The 18,195-nt window shown below is 66.7% G+C and carries 18 protein-coding genes and 1 tRNA gene; all 19 read right to left on the reverse strand.

Annotated features, from left to right (window positions below):
• Nucleotides 1-163: 163 nt before the first annotated feature.
• The 19 genes from C693_RS0110550 to tmk all read right to left on the reverse strand — a co-directional run bounded on the left by C693_RS0110550 (nt 164) and on the right by tmk (nt 18,195).
• Nucleotides 164-240: transfer RNA gene (locus C693_RS0110550), tRNA-Met, on the reverse strand.
• A 75-nt stretch (nt 241-315) separates the two neighbouring features.
• Nucleotides 316-1,770: an NADH-quinone oxidoreductase subunit NuoN gene (nuoN, locus tag C693_RS0110555; protein WP_026107337.1), complete on the reverse strand. Its 1,455-nt coding sequence runs from the start codon at nt 1,768-1,770 to the stop codon at nt 316-318.
• Between the two features lie 12 nt (nt 1,771-1,782).
• On the reverse strand, nt 1,783-3,291 hold the full coding sequence (locus C693_RS0110560) for an NADH-quinone oxidoreductase subunit M (protein ID WP_017462244.1): 1,509 nt from the start codon (nt 3,289-3,291) through the stop codon (nt 1,783-1,785).
• 15 nt (nt 3,292-3,306) lie between these two features.
• Nucleotides 3,307-5,352, reverse strand: coding sequence for an NADH-quinone oxidoreductase subunit L (gene nuoL / locus C693_RS0110565; protein WP_017462245.1), 2,046 nt, complete (start codon nt 5,350-5,352; stop codon nt 3,307-3,309).
• 4 nt (nt 5,353-5,356) lie between these two features.
• Nucleotides 5,357-5,662 (reverse strand): NADH-quinone oxidoreductase subunit NuoK, encoded by a 306-nt coding sequence (gene nuoK, locus C693_RS0110570; protein ID WP_017462246.1) that lies wholly within the window; start codon nt 5,660-5,662, stop codon nt 5,357-5,359.
• Nucleotides 5,662-6,318, reverse strand: coding sequence for an NADH-quinone oxidoreductase subunit J (locus tag C693_RS0110575; RefSeq protein ID WP_017462247.1), 657 nt, complete (start codon nt 6,316-6,318; stop codon nt 5,662-5,664). Before C693_RS0110575 ends, nuoK begins: the two co-directional genes overlap by 1 nt.
• Nucleotides 6,319-6,333: 15 nt before the next feature.
• Entirely contained in the window at nt 6,334-6,825 is a 492-nt protein-coding gene (gene nuoI / locus C693_RS0110580) for an NADH-quinone oxidoreductase subunit NuoI (RefSeq protein WP_017462248.1), read from the reverse strand.
• Nucleotides 6,826-6,833: 8 nt separating this feature from the next.
• Entirely contained in the window at nt 6,834-7,862 is a 1,029-nt protein-coding gene (gene nuoH / locus C693_RS0110585; protein ID WP_017462249.1) for an NADH-quinone oxidoreductase subunit NuoH, read from the reverse strand.
• Nucleotides 7,863-7,864: 2 nt separating this feature from the next.
• A complete protein-coding gene (nuoG, locus tag C693_RS0110590; RefSeq protein ID WP_017462250.1) occupies nt 7,865-10,192 on the reverse strand; it encodes an NADH-quinone oxidoreductase subunit NuoG in 2,328 nt (775 codons plus the stop codon).
• Nucleotides 10,192-11,535: an NADH-quinone oxidoreductase subunit NuoF gene (gene nuoF / locus C693_RS0110595; protein WP_017462251.1), complete on the reverse strand. Its 1,344-nt coding sequence runs from the start codon at nt 11,533-11,535 to the stop codon at nt 10,192-10,194. The genes nuoG and nuoF overlap by 1 nt, the downstream gene beginning before the upstream one ends.
• Nucleotides 11,536-11,539: 4 nt before the next feature.
• Nucleotides 11,540-12,067 (reverse strand): NADH-quinone oxidoreductase subunit NuoE, encoded by a 528-nt coding sequence (gene nuoE / locus C693_RS0110600; protein ID WP_017462252.1) that lies wholly within the window; start codon nt 12,065-12,067, stop codon nt 11,540-11,542.
• A 19-nt stretch (nt 12,068-12,086) separates the two neighbouring features.
• Nucleotides 12,087-13,343: an NADH-quinone oxidoreductase subunit D gene (locus C693_RS0110605; protein WP_017462253.1), complete on the reverse strand. Its 1,257-nt coding sequence runs from the start codon at nt 13,341-13,343 to the stop codon at nt 12,087-12,089.
• A gap of 1 nt (nt 13,344) precedes the next feature.
• Nucleotides 13,345-14,073, reverse strand: a complete 729-nt coding sequence (locus C693_RS0110610) for an NADH-quinone oxidoreductase subunit C (protein WP_017462254.1) — start codon at nt 14,071-14,073, stop codon at nt 13,345-13,347.
• A 13-nt stretch (nt 14,074-14,086) separates the two neighbouring features.
• Nucleotides 14,087-14,644: a NuoB/complex I 20 kDa subunit family protein gene (locus C693_RS0110615; RefSeq protein WP_026107339.1), complete on the reverse strand. Its 558-nt coding sequence runs from the start codon at nt 14,642-14,644 to the stop codon at nt 14,087-14,089.
• Nucleotides 14,635-14,991 carry an NADH-quinone oxidoreductase subunit A gene (locus C693_RS0110620; protein WP_017462256.1) on the reverse strand — a complete coding sequence of 119 codons (357 nt, stop codon included), beginning with the start codon at nt 14,989-14,991 and terminating at the stop codon, nt 14,635-14,637. The genes C693_RS0110615 and C693_RS0110620 overlap by 10 nt, the downstream gene beginning before the upstream one ends.
• Before the next feature lie 255 nt (nt 14,992-15,246).
• Nucleotides 15,247-15,600 (reverse strand): PilZ domain-containing protein, encoded by a 354-nt coding sequence (locus tag C693_RS0110625; RefSeq protein ID WP_017462257.1) that lies wholly within the window; start codon nt 15,598-15,600, stop codon nt 15,247-15,249.
• Nucleotides 15,601-15,686: 86 nt separating this feature from the next.
• Complete coding sequence (locus C693_RS0110630; protein ID WP_017462258.1) at nt 15,687-16,610, reverse strand: PIG-L deacetylase family protein; 924 nt, start codon at nt 16,608-16,610, stop codon at nt 15,687-15,689.
• Nucleotides 16,611-16,633: 23 nt separating this feature from the next.
• Nucleotides 16,634-17,569, reverse strand: coding sequence for a DNA polymerase III subunit delta' (holB, locus tag C693_RS0110635; RefSeq protein WP_017462259.1), 936 nt, complete (start codon nt 17,567-17,569; stop codon nt 16,634-16,636).
• Nucleotides 17,566-18,195, reverse strand: a complete 630-nt coding sequence (gene tmk, locus C693_RS0110640) for a dTMP kinase (protein ID WP_043598628.1) — start codon at nt 18,193-18,195, stop codon at nt 17,566-17,568. Before tmk ends, holB begins: the two co-directional genes overlap by 4 nt.

Raw genomic sequence — 18,195 nt, forward strand, 5'->3', positions numbered from 1 at the left:
AAATGGGCTCATAGCGGCCCATTCCCTCAACTCGCCGATGTACCGGCTCTCCAGCCTTTCCGAGCACGGCGCCCCTGGGGCGCTGCCCTTGGACGGCTGGCGACGCTTCCTTGCGCCCAACAAAAAAGCCTCACGAGGAGGCTTTCTTGTTCTAAGAAAGATCTGGTAGCGGGGGCAGGATTCGAACCTGCGACCTTCGGGTTATGAGCCCGACGAGCTGCCAGACTGCTCCACCCCGCATCAGAGTCCAGAGACTATAGCGACATGGCCGGTTTCTTGCAAGTCCTTCCGGGAATATTTCCCGGAAAAATGGACTCAGCCGGCCAGCGCGTTGCGGCACCAGGCGATCAGCGGCCCCCAGTACAGGCCAATGACCAGCAGGCCCAGCGCGTTGAGCGACAGCACCACGCGCAGCGAGCCGTCGGGCTGCATGCGCAGTTCCGAGCCCTCGACCGCCTTGTCGAAGTACATCACCTTCACCACGCGCAGGTAGTAGTACAGGCCGATGATGGCGAACACCGCACCGACGATCGCCAGCCACAGCATGTTCGCGTGCACGGCGGCCTGAAGCACCAGCAGCTTGGCGAAGAAACCGAACATCGGCGGCACGCCGGCCAGCGAGACCATCACCAGCATCATCAGGAAGGCCAGCCAGGGCGAGCGCTGGTTGAGACCGCGCAGGTCGTCGATCTCCTCGCACTCGAAACCGGCACGGCTCAGTGCCAGGATCACGCCGAACGACGCCGTGCTCATCAGCGCATAGCTGATCGCGTAGAACATCGCCGCCGAGTAGCCCTCCGGATTGGCCGCCGAGAGGCCGAGCAGCAGGTAGCCCATGTGCGAGATGGTCGAGTACGCCAGCATGCGCTTGAGGTTGGTCTGCACGATGGCAACCAGGTTGCCGATTGCCAGCGAGAGCACCGCCAGCACGGCCAGCATCAGCTGCCACTGGTGCGCGACTTCGGCCATGCCACCGGCCAGCAGGCGATAGGCCATGCCGAACGCCGCCAGCTTGGAAGCCGAGGCGATGAAGGTGGTGATCGGCGTCGGCGCGCCCTGGTAGACGTCCGGGATCCACATGTGGAACGGCGCCACGCCCAGCTTGAAGCTGATGCCCACGACCATGAACACCAGGCCGAACAGCAGCAGGGTCGGCGCCTGGGTGTACCCCATCACCGCCTTCAGCTGGGACAGGTCCAGCGTGGCCTGCCCACCCATGCCGGAGGCGCCGTAGACCATCGACATGCCATACAGCAGCATGCCCGAGGCCAGTGCGCCCAGCACGAAGTACTTCATCGCCGCCTCGGAAGGCAGCGGCGCGTCGCGGTTCAGCGCCACCAGCGCATAGGACGACAGCGACAGCAGCTCCAGGCCGAGGTAGACGGTGACCAGGCTGCCGGCCGACACCAGCAGCATCACGCCGATCACCGCGAAGATCATCAGTGTGTAGAACTCGCCGATGAACAGCTTGCGGTCGCGCAGGTACGGGCGGGAGTAAACGAATACCAGGATCGTGGTCAGCAGAGCGAACACCTTGAGGATGGTCGCCACGCCGTCGCGCACGAACATGCCGTGGAACGCGCTCACCGCGACCGGCGGAGCAGCACCGACCACCATGTAGATCGCCACCGCCAGCACGGCGATCGACAGCCAGTGCAGCCAGTGCCGCTGCTCGGGCTTCATGAACGCGTCGAGCAGCAACAGCAAGCACGCGGCGGCGACCAGGTAGAACTCCGGCGCAAGGATCAGGATGTCATTCATTGAGGGCATGGTCGGTCCCGATCAGATCTTGTGAACAGCCAGCTGCTGGACCAGCTGCGCCACCGAGTTGTCCATCAGATGGATCAGCGGCTGCGGCCAGATGCCCAGCGCGAGCACTGCGGCAGCGAAGGCGACCAGCACGAAGGTCTCGCGCCCATTGATCTCCTTCATCTCTGCCACGTGCGGGTTGGTGATGTCGCCCCACAGCACGCGCTTGACCATCCACAGCGTGTACGCCGCGCCGATGATCAGGGTGAAGGCGGCGAACAGGGCGATCCACGGGTTGGCGCTGAAGCTGGCCAGCACCACCATGAACTCGCCGACGAAGCCGCTGGTGCCCGGCAGGCCGGAATTGGCCATGGCGAACAGCACGTAGAAGAAACCGAACCAGGGCATCACGTTGATGACACCGCCGTAGTCCTTGATCTGGCGGGTGTGCAGGCGGTCGTAGAGCACGCCGATGCAGGAGAACATCGCGCCGGAGACGAATCCGTGCGAGATCATCTGCACCATCGCACCCTGCATGCCGAGCTTGGCCGCATCCAGGTTGCCGGCGTCACGCACCAGCATGAAGGCGATGAAGATGCCCAGCGTCACGAAGCCCATGTGGGCCACCGACGAGTAGGCCACCAGCTTCTTCATGTCGTCCTGCACCAGGGCCACGTAACCGATGTACACCACGGCGATCAGGCTGAGCACGATCACCAGCGGCGCGAAGTGTGCAGCAGCATCCGGAGTGATCGGCAGCGAGAAGCGCAGGAAACCGTATCCGCCGATCTTCAGCATCACCGCGGCCAGCACCACCGAACCGCCGGTCGGCGCCTCCACGTGGGCATCCGGCAGCCAGGTATGCACCGGCACCATCGGCACCTTCACCGCAAAGGCCAGCAGGAAGGCGAAGAACAGCCAGGTCTGCTCGGTCATCGACAGCGGCAACGCCGCCAGCGCATGCAGGTTGAACGTCCCGGCCTTCTGGTACAGGTAGATCAGCCCGATCAGCATGAAGATCGAGCCGAGGAACGTGTAGATGAAGAACTTGATCGTGGCGTAGACGCGACGCGGGCCACCCCAGATGCCGATGAGGATGAACATCGGAATCAGCATCGCCTCGAAGAACACGTAGAACAGCAACGCGTCCGTGGCGCAGAACACGCCGATCATCAGGCCCTCGAGCACCAGCATGGCGGCCATGTACTGGTGCGGCTTGTCCTGGATGACCTCCCACGCGCCGACGATGACCAGGATGCTGACGAAGGTGGTGAGCAGGATCAGGGCGACCGAGATGCCGTCCACCGCGAGGCCGTAGTGCACGCCGAGCGAGGCGATCCACAGGTGATCCTCGCCGAGCTGCATCACCGCCCCGTCGAGGTGGTACTGCGGAATCAGGAACAGACTCACCGCGAAGGTGAGCACGGCGACGGCCAGGGCGAGCCAGCGGGCCAGCGAGGGACGGCCGGAGCCCGCGAGGAGCACCGGGACGGCGCCCACCACGGGAAGCCAGATCAGCAGGCTGAGCAGGTGATTGAACATGGAGCTGGATTCCCTTTAGTGCCCGACCAGCCAGAACCCGCCAAGCAGCAGGATGAGGCCGAGAATCATCGCGAAGGCGTAGTGGTAGAGGTAGCCGGACTGCAGGCGGCGCATCGCCGCGGCGATCTTCTGCACCAGGCCGGCCGAGCCGTTGACCAGGGCGCCGTCGATCACGGCCGCGTCACCGGCCTTCCAGAACAGGCGACCCAGCTTCACGCCTCCGCGGGCGAAGACCGCGAAGTAGATGTCGTCCACCCAGTACTTGCGGTCCAGCACGGTCCACAGCGGCTTGAGCGCGCTCTTGACCCGGCCGGCCAGCGCCGGGTTGAACAAATAGATGTAGGTCTGGATGGCGAAGGCCAGCAGCACCAGGCCGAACGGACCGACCGGGTTGAAGCCGTGCAGCGCCATCGACAACGCGCCGTGGAATTCGCCGGCCAGCTCGCCAAGTACGTTGTTCGCCTCGTCCACGTGGATCGCCTGGCCGAACCAGCCGCCGAACAGCATCGGGCCGACGGTCAGGAAACCGATCAGCAGCGACGGGATCGCCAGCAGCACCAGCGGCAGGGTCACCACCCACGGCGACTCGGTCGGCGCGTGCTCGAGCACGCCCGGCTCGTGGTGGCCGTGGTCGTCGTGGTGATCGTCATGGTGCGCATCGTGGCCATGACCGTGGTGGGCCTTGACGGTGAAGCGCTCCTTGCCGTGGAAGGTCAGGTACATCTGGCGGAAGGTGTACAGCGCCGTGACGAAGGCGCCGGCCATCACGCAGAAGTAGGCGTAGCTGGCGCCCCAGCGATGCGACTCGCCGACCGCCTCGATGATCGCGTCCTTCGAGTAGAAGCCGGAGAAGAACGGCACGCCGCACAGCGCCAGCGAACCGATCCACATGGTGATCCATGTCACCGGCATGTACTTGCGCAGACCGCCCATGTAGCGCATGTCCTGCTCGTGGTGCATGGCGATGATCACCGAGCCCGCGCCGAGGAACAGCAGCGCCTTGAAGAACGCGTGGGTCATCAGGTGGTACACCGCGCCCGAGTAGGCCGACACGCCCAGCGCCACGGTCATGTAGCCGAGCTGCGACAGCGTCGAGTACGCCACCACGCGCTTGATGTCGTTCTGCACGATGCCGATCAGGCCGGTGAACAGCGCGCCGGTGGCGCCGATGATCATGATGAAGCTGAGCGCCGAGCTGGACAGCTCATACAGCGGCGACATGCGGGCGACCATGAAGATACCGGCGGTCACCATCGTCGCGGCGTGGATCAGCGCCGAGATCGGGGTCGGGCCTTCCATCGAGTCGGGCAGCCACACGTGCAGCGGCACCTGGGCCGACTTGCCCATCGCACCGATGAACAGCAGCACGCAGATCACCGTGGGCGCATCCCAGTGCACGCCCTGGGTGATCGTCAGCGTCTTGCCGACCAGCGAATCGGCGCCGGCGAAGGCAGTGGCGTAGTCCAGCGTGCCGAGGAAGTACAGCACCGCCGAGATGCCCAGCAGGAAGCCGAAGTCGCCCACGCGGTTGACCAGGAACGCCTTCAGGTTGGCGAAGATCGCCGTCGGCCGCTTGTACCAGAAGCCGATCAGCAGGTACGACACCAGCCCCACCGCCTCCCAGCCGAAGAACAGCTGCATGAAGTTGTTGCTCATCACGAGCATCAGCATCGAGAAGGTGAACAGCGAGATGTAGCTGAAGAAGCGCTGATAACCCGGATCGTCGGCCATGTAGCCGATCGTGTAGACGTGGACCAGCAGCGACACGAAGGTCACCACCACCATCATCATCGCGGTCAGCCGGTCGATCAGGAAGCCGACGCTGGCGCTGAACTTGCCGATCTCGAACCAGGTGTACAGGTTGTGGTTGTAGACCGGCGCGCCGCCCGCGGTGATCTGGTACAGCACGTAGAACGACAGGCCGCAGGCGACCAGCAGGCCCAGGATGGTCACGCTGTGCGCGCCGGCCCGGCCGATGAACTTGCCGAAGAAGCCCGCCAGCAGGCAGCCGACCAGCGGCGCCAGCGGGATGGTGAGAAGGATTGCCGTCGAGAGTTCCATCCAATCAACCCTTCATGCTGTCGATTTCGGCGACGTTGATCGTGCTGCGGTTGCGGAACAGCAGGACCAGGATCGCCAGGCCGATGGCGGACTCCGCCGCGGCCACGGTGAGAATGAAGAACACGAACACCTGGCCGGAGACGTCGCCGAGAAAGCGCGAGAACGCCACGAAGTTCATGTTCACGGCCAGCAGCATCAGCTCGATCGCCATCAGCAGCACGATGACGTTCTTGCGGTTGATGAACAGGCCGGCCACGGAAATGCAGAACAGCACCGCGCCGAGCACGATGTAGTGCGAGAGCGTGAGCATTACTTGGACTCCTCGGAAGCGGCCGGGGCCGGCGTGCGGCCGTAGTTCGTGTCCGCGTCCATCTTGACGATGCGCACGCGGTCGCTGGCCTTGACCGCCACCTGCTGGCTGGCGGTCTGGTAGCGCACGCCACCACGATGGCGCAGGGTCAGCGCGACCGCCGCGACCACGCCGACGGTCAGGATCAACGCGGCAATCTCGAACGGCAGCAGGTAGTCGGTGTACAGCGCGTGGCCAAGCCACGCGGTGTTGGACAGGCCCGCCTCGGTCGCCGGGTTCGGGCCCAGCACCCTGGCATGCATGGCGCGCACGCCGATCAGCACCAGCATCTCGCCGAGCATCACCAGTGCGACGATCAGGCCGACCGGGAGGAACTTCACGAAGCCCTCGCGCATCTTCTCCTGGTCGATGTCGAGCATCATCACGACAAACAGGAACAGCACCATCACTGCGCCGACGTAGACGACGATCAGCGCGATGGCCAGGAATTCCGCCTCGGCCAGCAGCCAGATGCAGGCGGAGCTGAAGAATGTCAGCACCAGCGCGAGCACGGCATGCACCGAGTTGCGCAGGGTGATCACCGCCAGCGCCGAGGCCACCGTCACCGTGGCGAAGGCGTAGAAGCAGATCAGCTGGAACAGTTGTGGATTGATCATGTGTTTCCCCTGCCCTCAGCGGTACGCCGCGTCCTGCGCGCGGGCGGCGGCGATGTCAGCTTCGAAGCGGTCGCCGATGGCGAGCAGCTGCGGCTTGGTCACCACATTCTCGCCACGCTGTTCGAAGTGGTACTCGTGCACGTGCGTCTCGACGATCGAGTCGACCGGGCAGCTCTCTTCGCAGAAACCGCAGAAGATGCACTTGAACAGGTCGATGTCGTAGCGCGTGGTGCGGCGCTGGCCGTCGCTGGCGCGCGGCGCCGAGTCGATGGTGATCGCCAGCGCCGGGCACACCGCCTCGCACAGCTTGCACGCGATGCAGCGCTCCTCGCCGTTCGGATACCGGCGCAGGGCGTGCAGGCCGCGGAAGCGGTTCGACTTGGGGATGTGCTCCATCGGGTAGCGCATCGTGTACTTGGGCGCAAACAGGTAGCGCCAGGTCAGCGCCATGCCCTTGAGCAGTTCGATGAGCAGCAGACTCTTGAAATAGTGGGTAATGCGGGACATGGCTTTCTTCAGACCCCCGTGCCGATGGTGACCCAGCCGTAGTACTTCAGGCAGCCGGCGACGAGGACCCACACGATGGTGATGGGAATGAACACCTTCCAGCCCAGCCGCATGATCTGGTCATAGCGGTAGCGGGGGAAGCTGGCGCGGAACCAGAGGAACAGGAAGGCGAAGGCGAAGGCCTTGGCGAACAGCCAGAAGAAGCTGCCGTGGCCGATCCAGCCCCAGCTTTCCGGGAACGGGCTGAGCCAGCCGCCCATGAACAGGATCGAGGCGAGGAAACTCACCAGGATCATGTTGGCGTACTCGGCCAGGAAGAACAGCGCGAACGCCGAGCCCGAATACTCCACGTGGAAGCCGGCCACGATCTCCGACTCGCCCTCGGCCACGTCGAACGGCGCGCGGTTGGTCTCGGCCACGCCGGAGATGAAGTAGATGACGAAGACCGGCAGCAGCGGCCACATGAACCACTCGCCGATGCCCTTGCTGCCCGACTGCGCCATCACGATGTCGGTCAGGTTGAGCGAACCGGCCAGCACCAGCACGCAGACCAGGCACAGGCCCATGGCCAGTTCGTAGGAGATGACCTGGGCCGCCGAGCGCATCGCGCCGAGCAGCGCGTAGCGCGAGTTGGAGGCCCAGCCGGCGAGGATGATGCCGTACACGCCCAGCGAGGTCATCGCCAGCAGGTAAAGCAGGCCGGCGTTGACGTTGGCCAGCACCATCTTCGTGCCGAACGGGATCACCGACCACGCGGCCAGCGCCGGGACCAGCGCCAGCAACGGCGCGAGGTAATACAGGAAGCGGTTCGCGTTGGTCGGAAGGATCACTTCCTTGATCAGCAGCTTGACCACGTCGGCGAAAGCCTGCAGCAGGCCGAGTGGACCGATCTTGTTCGGTCCCATGCGCACGTGCATCCAGCCGATGATCTTGCGCTCCCAGTACACGAACATCGCCACCGCCAGCACCAGCGGCAGCACGATGGCGAGGATGTGTACGATCGGCCAGACGAGCTGGTTGAGGATCTGGTCGCCCATGGTCAAGCCTTGCTCAGGGTGAGAGTTGCGCCGTAAGCCGGCAGCGTCGCGGTGAGGTCGTGCGCGGCCTCGATCCAGACGGCGCCATCCGGCACCGCGGCGTCGATCGCCACCGGCAACACCGACTGCTCCAGCTTCACCGCCTCACCGGCCGCCAGACCCAGGCGGGCCGCCTCGTCGGCGTTCAGGCGCGCGGCCGGCGCGAGGTTGAGCGGGTGCGCGTTCAGCGCTTCGGCGCGGCGCAGTACCGCGTCGGTGCGATAGATCGGCCAGCTCGCCAGCCGCGTCAGGCCGGAAACCGCTTCGCGGGTGGCCAGGCCCGCCGCGCCCGGACGGGTCGACGCCTCGGCCATGCCTGCACGCAGACCGGCCAGATCGTCGAACTCGAAACCGGCGAACTGCAACTGGCCACCCAGCGCGCGCAGCACCTTCCAGCCCGGTCGGGCCTGGCCCGGCAGCTTCGCCCCGGCCTGAACCTGCTGCGGCACGCCGTCGACATTGACCAGGGTGCCGTCCATTTCCGGCAGCAGGCCGATCGGCAGGATCACGTCGGCCACGTCGCGCAGCGTGGGGCCGGCGAACGCGGCGAACGCCACCACCGCATCGGCACCGAGCAGCGCCTTCAGCGCCATCCCGCCGTCGGCGAAGTCGTGCGGCGGCTCGACGCCGAACAGCACATAGGCCTTGCGCGGGTTGGCCAGCATGGCCCGGGCGTCCAGCCCGCCGTTGCCCGGCAGCACGCCGGCGCGGGCGAGGCCGAGCGCGTTGGCTCCGACCGGAAGCTCGTTGACCGTGGCCCCCGTCGCCTCGCCGATGAAGCGGGCAACGGCGCGCAGCCACGAGGCCTGCGGATGGGTTGCGGCCAACTCGCCCAGCACGATCACCGCCGGCCCCTTCTTCAGCTCGGCAAGCGCGTCGGCATCGCCCTGGTCGGACGGGGCTGCGGCGATCGCCTCGGCCAGCGCGGCCGGCGCGGTCGCGCCCCCGTTGACGGCGGCCCTGGCCAGGCCGAGCAGCGCATCGACCAACTGGTGCGGAGCCACGACGGACTCACCGGCCAGCTTGTAATTGAAATCGAACGCGGCCGGGTTGACCGTGTAGACCTTCGCACCCTTCTTCACCGCCTGGTGCAGGCGATGGTTGAGCAGCGGCATTTCGTGGCGCAGGTTCGAGCCGACCAGCAGCGCGGCGCGCACCTTGGCCACGTCGGCCACCGGCATGGCGAACGAGGTGGCGACGGCACCGTCGGCGAAGTCGAGCTGGCGCAGGCGGTGGTCGACATGGGCGCAACCCAGGCCGCGCGCCAGACGCACCAGCAGGTCACCCTCTTCGCTGGTGGTGGCCGGGTGGGCCAGCACGCCCAGCTCGCCGGCCGGCACCTTGCGCAGCGCCTCGGCGGCGAACGACAGTGCGTCTTCCCAGGTGGTCGCCTGCCACTGGCCGTTGCGTTTCACTTCCGGCGCGGTGATGCGGTCGGCGGCGTACAGACCCTGATAGCTGTAGCGGTCACGATCGGACAGCCAGCACTCGTTGATCGATTCGTTGTCGCGCGGCACCGTGCGCAGCACCTCGCCGCGGCGCGTGTGCAACCACAGGTTGGAGCCGAGTGCGTCGTGGTAGCCGATCGACGGCCTGGCCACCAGCTCCCAGGCGCGCGCCTTGAACTGGAACGGCTTGTTGGTCAGCGCGCCGACCGGGCAGACGTCGATGATGTTGCCCGACAGCTCGGTCTCGATCGTCTTGCCGATGTAGGTGCCGATCTGCAGGTTCTCGCCGCGGTTCATGCCGCCGAGCTCGTAGGTGCCGGCGATCTCGCTGGTGAAGCGCACGCAGCGGGTGCACTGGATGCAGCGGGTCATCTCGGTGGCGACCAGCGGACCGACGTTCTCGTCGGCCACGGTGCGCTTGCGCTCGGTGTAGCGGGACACACTGCGGCCGTAGCCCAGCGAGACATCCTGCAGTTCGCACTCGCCGCCCTGGTCACAGATCGGGCAGTCCAGCGGATGATTGATCAGAAGGAACTCCATCACGTCCTTCTGGAACTTCAGCGCTTTCTCCGAGCGCGTCATCACCTTCATGCCTTCCGCGACGGGAGTGGCACAGGCAGGCTGCGGCTTGGGCATCATGCGGCCGCCCATCTCCACGTCCACCAGGCACATGCGGCAGTTGGCGGCGATGGGAAGCTTGCGGTGGTAGCAGAAGCGCGGGATCGACACACCGATGGCGTCGGCCGCCTCGATGATCATCGCGCCCTTGCGGATCTGGGTGGGCTTGCCGTCGATCTCGATGTTCAGCAGATCGGGGGCGGCGGGGGTTGGCTGCGCGCTCATCAGGCGGCGACTCCCTGGTTTGCGGCGGCAAGCTTGTCGTCCGTCATGGAGCGACCGTTGCGCACGAAGTATTCGAACTCGTCCCAGAAGTGGTGCAGGAAGCCCTGCACCGGCCAGGCGGCGGCCTCACCGAAGGCGCAGATGGTGTGGCCCTCGATCTGGCCGGCGACCGCCTTCAGACGGTGCAGATCGTCCTCGGTGCCCTTCCCCTCCACGATGCGGCTGAGCACGCGGTACATCCAGCCGGTGCCCTCGCGGCACGGCGTGCACTGGCCGCAGGACTCGGCGTAGTAGAAACGCGAGATGCGGTGGCAGGCCTTGACCATGCAGGTGGTCTCGTCCATCACGATGACCGCGCCGGAACCCAGGCCCGAACCCGCCTTCTGCAGGCAGTCGTAGTCCATGGTGGCTTCCATCATCGTCGCGGCCGGCAGCACCTTCATCGAGGAGCCGCCCGGGATCACCGCCTTGAGCTTGTTGCCGTTGCGCATGCCGCCGGCCATTTCCAGCAGTTCGGCGAACGGGGTGCCGAGACGGATCTCGAAATTGCCCGGCCGGGCCACGTGGCCGGAGACCGAGAAGATCTTCGGGCCGCCGTTGTTCGGCTTGCCGAGATTGAGGAACCAGTCGGCGCCGTTGCGCAGGATCGCCGGCACCGAGGCGTAGGTCTCGGTATTGTTGATCGTGGTCGGCTTGCCGTACAGGCCGAAGTTGGCCGGGAACGGCGGCTTGAAGCGCGGCTGGCCCTTCTTGCCCTCGAGCGACTCCATCAGCGCGGTTTCCTCGCCGCAGATGTAGGCACCGGCGCCAAGCGCGCCACAGATGTCCACATCGATGCCGGAACCCTGGATGTTCTTGCCCAGCAGGCCGGCCGCGTAGGCTTCCTTCAGCGCTTCCTCGAAGTGCTCGAACGGTTCGTGGTGGAACTCGCCGCGCAGGTAGTTGTAGGCCACCGTGGAGCCGGTCGCGTAGCAGGCGATGGCCAGCCCCTCGATCACCGCATGCGGGTTGTAGCGCAGGATGTCGCGGTCCTTGGCGGTGCCCGGCTCGGATTCGTCCGAATTGCAGAGGATGTACTTCTGCATGTCGCCCTTCGGCATGAAGGACCACTTCAGGCCGGTGGGGAAGCCCGCGCCGCCGCGGCCGCGGAGGTTGGACTTCTTCACTTCCTCGATGATCGCGGTCGGATCGGTCTTCTCGGCGAGGATCTTGCGCCAGGCCTTGTAGCCGTCCACCTGCTCGTAGCTCGACATCGCCCAGGGCTTGTCGAAATGCAGCGTGGTGTAGACGACCTGATGGTCCTGAGGTGCGGGTCCGACCGGACCGGTGGTGGTGTTCGCCATCGTCTTACTCCAGCCCGTCCAGGATGGCATCGAGCTTTTCGGTGGTGAGCCGCTCGTGGTAATGCCCGTTGACCGTCATCGCCGGCGCGTACACGCAGGCCGCGATGCACTCCTCTTCCCGCTTGAGATACACACGGCCATCCGCCGTGCTCTCGCCGAGCTTGATGCCGAGCTTCTGTTCGCAGTGCTTCACCAGCTCCTCGGCGCCGTTGAGCCAGCACGAGATGTTGGTGCAGATGGCCACGTTGTTGCGGCCGACCGGCCTGGTCTCGAGCATCGAGTAGAAACTGGCGACCTCGTACGCCCAGATCGCGGGCAGGCCGAGGTACTTGGCGACCGCGGTGATCAGCTCGTCGGTGAGGAAGCCGTGGTTCTGCTCCTGCGCGGCGAACAGCGACTGGATCAGCGCCGAGCGCTTGCGGTCGGGCGGGAACTTGGCCACCCACGCATCGATGTGATGCCGGGTGTGGTCGTTGAGCACGACCAGCGGATCGACGTCCTTGACCTGATCGTAATGTCCGGTGGCTTTCATGGTCTTGGCTCCCGTGCGCTCAGCGATCGACTTCGCCGAACACGAGGTCGTAGGTGCCGATCATCGCCACCACGTCGGCCAGCATGTGGCCCTTGACGACGGTGTCGATCGACGACAGGTGGGCGAAGCCCGGTGCACGCAGGTGCACGCGGAACGGCTTGTTGGCGCCATCGGAGACCAGATAGCAGCCGAACTCGCCCTTGGGCGCTTCGACCGCGGCATAGGTCTCGCCGGCCGGCACGCCGTAGCCCTCGGTGAACAGTTTGAAGTGATGGATCAGCGCTTCCATGTCGTCCTTCATCTCGACACGGGAGGGCGGCGCCACCTTGAAGTTCTTCAGCATCACCGGGCCCGGATTGGCACGCAGCCACTTCACGCACTGCTGGATGATGCGGTTGGACTGACGCATCTCTTCCACGCGCACCAGGTAGCGGTCGTAGCAGTCGCCGTTGACGCCCAGCGGGATGTCGAAGTCCATCTCGGCGTACTTGGCGTAGGGCTGCTTCTTGCGCAGGTCCCAGGCCACGCCCGAGCCGCGCAGCATGGCGCCGGTCATGCCCCACTGCTGGGCCAGCTCCGGCGACACCACGCCGATGCCGACGGTGCGCTGCTTCCAGATGCGGTTGTTGGTGAGCAGTTCCTCGTACTCGTCGACCTTGGACGGGAAGTCCGCGGTGAACGCATCGAGGAAGTCGAGCATCGAACCCTCGCGCCAGCTGTTCAGGCGCTTGAGGTCCTTGCCCTTGTGCCAGGGCGACTCGCGGTACTGCGGCATCTGCGCCGGCAGGTCGCGGTAGACGCCACCGGGCCGGTAGTAGGTGGCATGCATGCGCGCGCCGGAGACGGCCTCGTAGCAGTCCATCAGCTCTTCGCGCTCGCGGAAGGCGTACAGGAACACCGCCATCGCGCCGAGATCGAGCGCATTCGAACCGATCCACATCAGGTGGTTCAGGATGCGGGTGATCTCGTCGAACATGGTGCGGATGTACTGCGCGCGCTCCGGCGCCTCGATCCCCATCAGGTTTTCGATGGCGCGGACGTAGGCGTGCTCGTTGCACATCATCGACACGTAGTCCAGGCGATCCATGTAGCCGATCGACTGGTTGAACGGCTTGGATTCGGCCAGCTTCTCGGTGCCGCGGTGGAGCAGGCCCACGTGCGGATCGGCACGGACGATGGTCTCGCCGTCCATCTCCAGCACCAGGCGCAGCACGCCGTGCGCAGCGGGATGCTGCGGGCCGAAGTTCATCGTGTAATTGCGGATTTCCTGGGCCATGTCAGTTCCTGCGCCAGTCGTCGGCGGCCTCGGCCTGGGCCTGCAAAAGGTCCGCGTCGTCACGGATGGTGCGCGGCACGAGCACGCGCGGCTCGATCGAGACCGGCTCGTACACCACGCGCTTCTGCTCGGCGTCGTAACGCACTTCGACGTTGCCGATCAGCGGGAAGTCCTTGCGGAACGGGTGACCGACGAAGCCGTAGTCGGTGAGGATGCGGCGCAGGTCCGGGTGCCCTTCGAACAGGATGCCGTACAGGTCGAACGCCTCGCGCTCGAACCAGTTGGAACCCGCCCAGATGCCGGTGACCGACGGCATCACCGGCAGCGTGTCGTCTTCGCAGAACACACGCAGGCGCAGACGGTGGTTGTGCTCGATCGAAAGCAGCTGCATCACCGCGGCGAAACGGCGAGGATCATGTCCGGCACGCGGACGGTTGGCCCAGGCGAAACGCCCCATGGCCTCCCCTTCCACGCCGCGCGAGAAACCCTCACCGCCGGCGGTATTGGTTTCCCACTCGCTCTGGCCATAGCCGAGATAATCGATGCCGCACAGGTCGATCAGCTGACCGAAGCGGAACGGCGCCTCGTCGCGCAGCGCGGTGGCCACGGCGATCAGGTCGGCCGGACGCACCTCGGCGATGGTCTCGTTGCGCTCGACGCGGATCGCCAGCGTGTCGCCAAAGCGCGCAGCAAGGCGGCCGGCGAGCGAGGTGTCTTGCGTATCAGTCATGGTACGGACGCCTTCAGGAACGCGCGATGGTGCTGGTGCGGCGGATCTTCTTCTGCAACTGCAGGATGCCGTGGATCAGCGCCTCGGCCGTCGGCGGACAGCCCGGCACGTAGATGTCCACCGGCACGACGCGGTCGCAACCGCGCACCACCGAGTAGGAGTAGTGGTAGTAGCCGCCGCCATTGGCGCAGCTGCCCATCGAGATGACCCACTTCGGGTCGGGCATCTGGTCGTAGACCTTGCGCAGCGCGGGGGCCATCTTGTTGACCAGGGTGCCGGCGACGATCATCACGTCGGACTGGCGCGGCGACGGGCGGAAGATCACGCCGTAGCGGTCCAGGTCCAGTCGCGCCGCGCCGGCGTGCATCATCTCCACCGCGCAGCAGGCCAGTCCGAAGGTCATCGGCCACATCGAACCGGTGCGTGCCCAGTTCATCAGTGCGTCGACGCTGGTGGTGACGAAGCCGCGCTGGATCACCGGGTTGTCGCCGGCCGGACGCAGGATGTCGTCCACCAGGTTCAGCGGCTGCGGGTTGTGCATCACCCGGTCGATGGAAGACATCACTCCCATTCCAGTGCTCCCTTCTTCCAGACGTAGGCGAAACCGATCACCAGCAGCAGCAGGAACAGCGCCATTTCGATGAGCGCGGTCAGCCCGATCGACTTGAACACCACCGCCCACGGGAAGAGGAAGGCGATTTCCAGGTCGAAGATGATGAACAGGATGGCCAGCAGGTAGTAGCGCACGTCGAAGCGCATGCGGGCGTCCTCGAAGGCCTCGAAGCCGCACTCGTAGGGCGAGAGCTTCTCCGATTCGGGGCGGCGCGGGCCGGCGAGCAGACCGAGGGCGAGCAGCACCAGGCCGAGCCCGGTGGCGACGCCAATGAAAAGCAGGATGGGCCAGTATTCGGCAAGCACGATGCAGCGTACCTCCGCGCCCGCGGGCGCATCAGTGACCGTGAGGATGACGGTCCGGAAGTGATCAGCGGAGAGCAATGGACGCCCGAGGCGCCATCACCATCGCTCACGGTCCGTTTGCGAGCGTCCGATTGACCACGGTCTGGTTCGGGGATCGCGCCATTGTACCAGCGAGGGCAGGTAACACGACAAGTATTCAGCCGCTTTCGAACGGACTTTCGAAAGCCGTGCGCGCCCGGCGGGCGCGCCGTCGCGTCACATCGTGCTGGTCACGCGGTCCGAGGCGGTCATGCCGGCGAGCAGGTTCTCGATGCGCTGGCGCGCCACTTCGCCATCGCTGGATTCGTTGAAGTGCACGCCGATGCCAGCGGGCCGGTTGCCCTGCGCGCCGACCGGACTGATCCATACCACCTTGCCGGCCACCGAGATGCGCTCGCTCTCGTCGATCAGGCTGAGCAGCAGCACCACCTCGTCGCCCAGCGCGTAACGCTGGGTGGTCGCCGCGAACAGGCCTCCGTTCTTCAGGAACGGCATGTAGGCGCTGTACAGCGTCGGGATGTCCTTGATCTTCAGCGAGATGATGCCCTGGCGGGCGACGACGGGATTCATGCGTGCTCCTGGCGGACCATCCGCGAGCGCATCGGATATCGAATCCTAGCGATGCGCACGGGCTTGCGCAAAGCGCGCAGGTCGCACTACCGGCGCAATTCGCGCCAGCCCCAGTGATCGAAGATCCAGGGCGACGGAAGGGTCAGCTCGAGCTTGACGAACAATACCCCCTCGCCCGCCGGCAATGCCTCCGCCGCCAGCCGGCAGCCCTGCCCCGGCTGGCGATGGAGCGGCGCATGCACCCATCGCCATGCGGCACCGCCGCCGGCTGCCGCCGCGGTCAGACGCAGGCACGTCCGCTGCGGCCAGCGTGGCGCCCAGGGCAGCTCCGTCGGCAACGGCTCGGTCGGGAGTGCCTCGAACCGCTCGGTGCGTGCGGCCAGTCGCTCCATGCGCCGCCGGCTCAGCACCAGCTGGCTGGCATGCCGGGCGAGTGCCGCCCGCTTCCGCGCCCAGGTGGACGCGTCGGCAACACAGGCCACCGAGGGGCACGATCGGCGCGCGCCGCCATGCACCCGGTAGAGCCAGACGACAGGCGCCGGAGTCTGCCGCTCCAGCACCAGCCGCATCAGCACATGGGCGGCACCATGGTCAGGGTGCCGGTCATCCAGCGCCGGCATCGCCACCAGCGTAGGCCGCACCCGCCCGACCACCGCGTCCAGCGCCTCGACGCGGGCTGCCGCATCAACGGCGATCAGCCTGGTCAGCCCCTGGTCCGGCCAGGCCATCGCCGTCATGTCGGCGCGGGACAGACCGAGTTCGCCGAGTGCAGCCATGAACTCGGTGCGACGACGGCTCGCCCACCGCGCCCGGGCCTGCCGCCCGATCCACAGCTGCCGCTCCGCCCGGCGCTGCGGCCAGGGATTGTTGTCGCCATCGGTGAGCAGCAGTACGTGTACCGAGCCCCCGGCAGCGAGCACCCGCTGGATGAGGATGCCGGTGGCCAGCGTCTCGTCGTCCGGATGGGGCGCGACCACCAGCAGTCGCGTGCGTGCCGACAGAATGTCCATGATCGACGCTGTCCGTGCCGCGCTCAGCGCCAGCGGGCCAGCAGCTCCAGCAGCGCCAGGTCGTTGCGCAGGGGGCCGCGCAGCGATTCGCGCGTGCGGTTGGCACGGTCGTACCAGTCAGCCAGCCCCACCTCGTCCAGACCGCTGACCAGCGGCCCGGCCTCGCCGCCAGCGCGGGCGCGGCACTCGTCGGCCACCGCCTGCGCGGCGAACCAGACCCGCTGCGCCGGCTCGCTGTCGAGCCAGCGACGCACCACCTCGGTCGCCTCGCCGCGACCGGCGGACAGTGCCGCGAGGTCCCGCCGCACGTCGCGCCGACGTTCGAGCGCCCCTTCCTCGGCCCAGCGCCGGGCCAGCCCCGGGTTGCCTCCGGCGGCCTGCAGCGCGGACGCCGGATCGGCCACGCCCTGGGCCTGCAGCCAGGCCAGCGCCTGGGCCGGTTCGGGCAGATGGAACTCGATCCGCTGGCAACGGCTGCGGATCGTCTGCGGCAGGCGCCACGGCGCGTCGGCCACCAGCACCAGCATGGTCTGCGCCGCCGGCTCCTCCAGCGTCTTGAGCAGGGCGTTGGCCGCTGCGGCATTCAGCGCGTCGGCCGGGTCGATGGTCGCCACCTGCCAGCCGCCGAACTGGCTGGCCATGGCCAGGCGGGCGGAGAGGTCACGGACCTGGTCGATCACGATCTCGCTGCGCTGCACGCCGTCCTTGCGCAGGCCGTAGCCCACCGCGACGCGATCCGGGTGCGTACCCGCGTCCAGCAGCACGCAGCTGCGGCAATGTCCGCACGCCTCGCCATGCTCCGGTTGCTGGCACAGCAGGCCGCGGACGAAGCGGTCGGCGAAATCGCGCTTGCCGAGACCCTCGGGACCGCACACCAGCAAGGCATGCGGCAGCGCACCGCGCTCGCGGCGCGCCTGCAGCCGCGACCAGGCATCGTCGAGCCAGGGCATCACGCTCATCGGGCACGCTCCAGCAGTGGCGCCAGGGCGGCGATCGCCGCGGCCAGCACCTGCCCCGGTGCCGCGCTGGCGTCGAGCACACGGAAGCGGTTCGGCTCGGCCACGGCACGCGCGCGGTAGGTGGCACGCACCCGCTCGAAGAATGCATCGGCCTCGCTTTCGATGCGATCGGCCTCGCCACGGCCGGCCGCCCGCGCACGACCATCGGCCACCGGCAGATCGAGCAGCAGGGTCAGGTCGGGGGCAATGCCCGCACAGGCCCAGGTCTCGAGCCCGGCGATGCGCTCCACCGGCTGGCCGCGACCGCCCCCCTGATAGGCGTAGCTGGCGTCGGCGAAGCGATCGCAGAGCACCCACTGCCCGGCCGCCAGTGCCGGGGCGATGCACTCGCGCACCAACTGCGCGCGTGAGGCAAACATCATCAGCAACTCGCTCTCCGCGCTCATCCCGCGCATGTCCGGATCGAGCAGGATCGCTCGCAGTGCCTCGCCCAGCGGCGTGCCGCCCGGCTCGCGCGTCTGCACCAGATCGATACCGCGCTCCACCAGGTGATCGCGCAGACCGGCCAGCAACGTGCTCTTGCCGGCTCCTTCGCCCCCTTCCAGGCTGATGAACACACCGCGCAT

This window comes from Dyella ginsengisoli LA-4 (assembly GCF_000334915.1).
Classification (GTDB): Bacteria; Pseudomonadota; Gammaproteobacteria; order Xanthomonadales; family Rhodanobacteraceae; genus Dyella_A; species Dyella_A ginsengisoli_A.

What these genes read in the sequence shown, in the direction of transcription:
- nuoN (WP_026107337.1), bottom strand. Translation starts at nt 1,770, where the DNA reads ATGCCCTCAATGAATGACATCCTGATCCTTGCGCCGGAGTTCTACCTG.
- C693_RS0110560 (WP_017462244.1), bottom strand. Translation starts at nt 3,291, where the DNA reads ATGTTCAATCACCTGCTCAGCCTGCTGATCTGGCTTCCCGTGGTGGGC.
- nuoL (WP_017462245.1), bottom strand. Translation starts at nt 5,352, where the DNA reads ATGGAACTCTCGACGGCAATCCTTCTCACCATCCCGCTGGCGCCGCTG.
- nuoK (WP_017462246.1), bottom strand. Translation starts at nt 5,662, where the DNA reads ATGCTCACGCTCTCGCACTACATCGTGCTCGGCGCGGTGCTGTTCTGC.
- C693_RS0110575 (WP_017462247.1), bottom strand. Translation starts at nt 6,318, where the DNA reads ATGATCAATCCACAACTGTTCCAGCTGATCTGCTTCTACGCCTTCGCC.
- nuoI (WP_017462248.1), bottom strand. Translation starts at nt 6,825, where the DNA reads ATGTCCCGCATTACCCACTATTTCAAGAGTCTGCTGCTCATCGAACTG.
- nuoH (WP_017462249.1), bottom strand. Translation starts at nt 7,862, where the DNA reads ATGGGCGACCAGATCCTCAACCAGCTCGTCTGGCCGATCGTACACATC.
- nuoG (WP_017462250.1), bottom strand. Translation starts at nt 10,192, where the DNA reads ATGAGCGCGCAGCCAACCCCCGCCGCCCCCGATCTGCTGAACATCGAG.
- nuoF (WP_017462251.1), bottom strand. Translation starts at nt 11,535, where the DNA reads ATGGCGAACACCACCACCGGTCCGGTCGGACCCGCACCTCAGGACCAT.
- nuoE (WP_017462252.1), bottom strand. Translation starts at nt 12,067, where the DNA reads ATGAAAGCCACCGGACATTACGATCAGGTCAAGGACGTCGATCCGCTG.
- C693_RS0110605 (WP_017462253.1), bottom strand. Translation starts at nt 13,343, where the DNA reads ATGGCCCAGGAAATCCGCAATTACACGATGAACTTCGGCCCGCAGCAT.
- C693_RS0110610 (WP_017462254.1), bottom strand. Translation starts at nt 14,073, where the DNA reads ATGACTGATACGCAAGACACCTCGCTCGCCGGCCGCCTTGCTGCGCGC.
- C693_RS0110615 (WP_026107339.1), bottom strand. Translation starts at nt 14,644, where the DNA reads ATGGGAGTGATGTCTTCCATCGACCGGGTGATGCACAACCCGCAGCCG.
- C693_RS0110625 (WP_017462257.1), bottom strand. Translation starts at nt 15,600, where the DNA reads ATGAATCCCGTCGTCGCCCGCCAGGGCATCATCTCGCTGAAGATCAAG.
- C693_RS0110630 (WP_017462258.1), bottom strand. Translation starts at nt 16,610, where the DNA reads ATGGACATTCTGTCGGCACGCACGCGACTGCTGGTGGTCGCGCCCCAT.
- holB (WP_017462259.1), bottom strand. Translation starts at nt 17,569, where the DNA reads ATGAGCGTGATGCCCTGGCTCGACGATGCCTGGTCGCGGCTGCAGGCG.
- tmk (WP_043598628.1), bottom strand. Translation starts at nt 18,195, where the DNA reads ATGCGCGGTGTGTTCATCAGCCTGGAAGGGGGCGAAGGAGCCGGCAAG.